We start from the raw sequence: 2,433 nt of genomic DNA on the forward strand, positions 1-2,433 counted from the left end.
AACATTCTCTAACGCGACTTTACGCAAATGCAAAAAGGGCCCGCCGGTGAGCGGGCCCTTTCCCTTTTCTCGATTGCGTGCCGCTTAGTGCGCGAGGACCGCTAGAGCAACAGCGCGACGTTGTTGGTGATCTTGATCGTCGGGTTCAATGCCGGACGCGCCTCGCCACTTTCACCCGACCGACACGCTGCATTGCGAACTTTCGTGCAACAGAGACGTTTTCCGATCAGACTGGTTCGCCGTCGGGGAAATACAGGACCCCACAATGCGCATCGCGCAAATCGCTCCGCTCGCCGAAACCGTCCCGCCAAAGCTTTATGGAGGTACCGAGCGCGTCGTTTCTTGGCTCGTCCACGAACTGGCACGGCGAGGCCATGCGATAACTGTCTTCGCAAGTGCCGGATCCGAGGTTCCATGTACGCTCGTGCCTTTACCCGGTCCGCTGAGGCAGGCTGGGTTGCGCGACCATACCGCGAGCCTGTTGGCGATGCTGGAGCAGGTGCGGCGGCGAACGGACGAATTCGACGTACTCCACTTCCATATCGACCTGCTGCAGTTTCCGATGTTTCAGCAGCACGCCCACAAGTGCCTGACCACGTTGCATGGCCGTCTCGATCTGCCCGACTTCCATCCGATCTTCCGCACGTTTCCGGAGATGCCGCTCGTTTCGATTTCGAATGCTCAGCGGGGAGACATGCCTGCAGGAGCGAATTGGGTGGGAACCGTGTATCATGGGTTGCCCGAAACGCTTTACCCTTTCAACCCGCGGCCCGGCAGCTATCTCGCATTTCTCGGTCGGATTGCGCCCGAGAAGCGTCCGGATCGAGCCATCGAAATCGCCAAGCGCGCAGGGCTCCCATTGAAAATCGCCGCAAAGGTCGATTCCGTCGACGCGGCTTATTTCACGCATGAGATCAAGCCCTTGCTGAACCATCCGCTCATCGAGTTCGTCGGCGAAATTGACGACCGGCGCAAAGCCGAATTCCTCGGCAACGCGTTGGCCCTGCTTTTCCCGATTGATTGGCCGGAGCCATTCGGCCTGGTCATGATCGAAGCCATGTGTACGGGAACGCCCGTGATCGCCTGGAGGAAAGGCTCGGTCCCAGAGGTCGTTGATAATGGTGTGACCGGTTACATCGTCGACAGCATCGATGAGGCCTTGCTCGCAGCCGAGCAGGTTCGCCACCTGAGTCGCGCCGCCGTGCGCTGGCGATTCCTGGAGCGGTTTTCAGCATCGCGGATGGCCTATGACTATATCGAAGTTTATGAGGCGCTGTTGGCCCGCAGCGCATCGGACGGCGCGACGAAGGCATCTCATCATCTCGTCGCCAACCAGCGGCGCCGTTCCGCGGAGGCCGCCATCGCTCCCGACTAGCAAGCATTCGTCAATGACGTAGCGAGCACGTCAGATGTCAAAGACCGCCACGGCCGTGCAACCGGTCACCGATGCCAACCTCTGGTCCGAATACGCCATCGAGGCGCACAGCTCGTTGACGGACCAGCCCCTTCGCAGCCTCAAGCATGGGGATGCGTTTGCGGTCGTCAATGGATTCGGTGATATCGAACCGCTGCAAGACTCCGCGCAAGGCTTGTTTTACTGCGACACCAGGTTCCTTTCGCAATTTGAAATGCGCCTGGAAGGCAAGAAGCCGCTGCTGTTGGGCTCCGCCATGCACGACAACAAATCGGCGCTCACCGTCGAACTGACCAATCCCGATGTTCTTCTCGGGAAAGACGACAAGCTCCCGAAAGATACGATCTTCTTGACGCGGACGACCATTCTCCGGGATGGCGCGAGCTACGAACGCATCGGAATCAGGAATTTCGGGTCGGCAAAGCGGCGCCTGCGCCTAGATTTTCTTTACGCCGCCGATTTCCACGATCTGTTCGAAATCCGCGGCACCCGACGGCATCGTCGCGGCACGTTGTCCAGCAACGTGATCGATTCCAAGGCGGTCAGGTTCAAATATCGAGGACTCGATAAGATCGAACGCACCACCTTGATCCAGTTCGATCCGCGGCCGGTCAGACTCGCGTCCGACCGCGCGATGGTCGAGGTCGAGATCGTAGCTCATGGTCAGACGTCGATATTCATCACCGTGCTATGTCTGGAAAGCAACGCGCAAGAGGCGACGCAGATCGCAGACTATTTCCGCGCCTATCGCGAGACGCGGCGGGAACGCCGGCAGCTGACGCGTCGGATCGCGACACTCGCAACGTCGAACGAGGCGTTCGAAGAGGTTGTGTCGCGCGCGACATCGGACGTCTACACTTTGGTCACGGCGACACCGCACGGCCTTTACCCTTACGCCGGAATCCCGTGGTTCAATACCGTCTTTGGCCGGGATGGCATCATTACCGCGATGCTGATGCTGTGGATGGACCCATCGCTCGCTCAAGGCGTGCTGCTGACGCTCGCCGCCACGCAGGCAA

The 2,433-nt window shown here is 59.5% G+C and carries 2 protein-coding genes; both read left to right on the top strand.

Going from position 1 to position 2,433, the window contains the following annotated elements; genetic code table 11:
- Window positions 1–265: 265 nt before the first annotated feature.
- Complete coding sequence (locus VJV58_RS21925; protein WP_324139468.1) at window positions 266–1,375, top strand: glycosyltransferase family 4 protein; 1,110 nt, start codon at window positions 266–268, stop codon at window positions 1,373–1,375.
- 34 nt (window positions 1,376–1,409) lie between these two features.
- Window positions 1,410–2,433, top strand: a 1,024-nt coding sequence (locus VJV58_RS21930) for a glycogen debranching N-terminal domain-containing protein (RefSeq protein ID WP_324139469.1), incomplete at its 3' end; no start/stop codon positions are given.

It is taken from the genome of Bradyrhizobium sp. (assembly GCF_035273305.1).
Taxonomy (GTDB): Bacteria; Pseudomonadota; Alphaproteobacteria; order Rhizobiales; family Xanthobacteraceae; genus Bradyrhizobium.

What these genes read in the sequence shown, in the direction of transcription:
- VJV58_RS21925 (WP_324139468.1), top strand. Translation starts at nt 266, where the DNA reads ATGCGCATCGCGCAAATCGCTCCGCTCGCCGAAACCGTCCCGCCAAAG.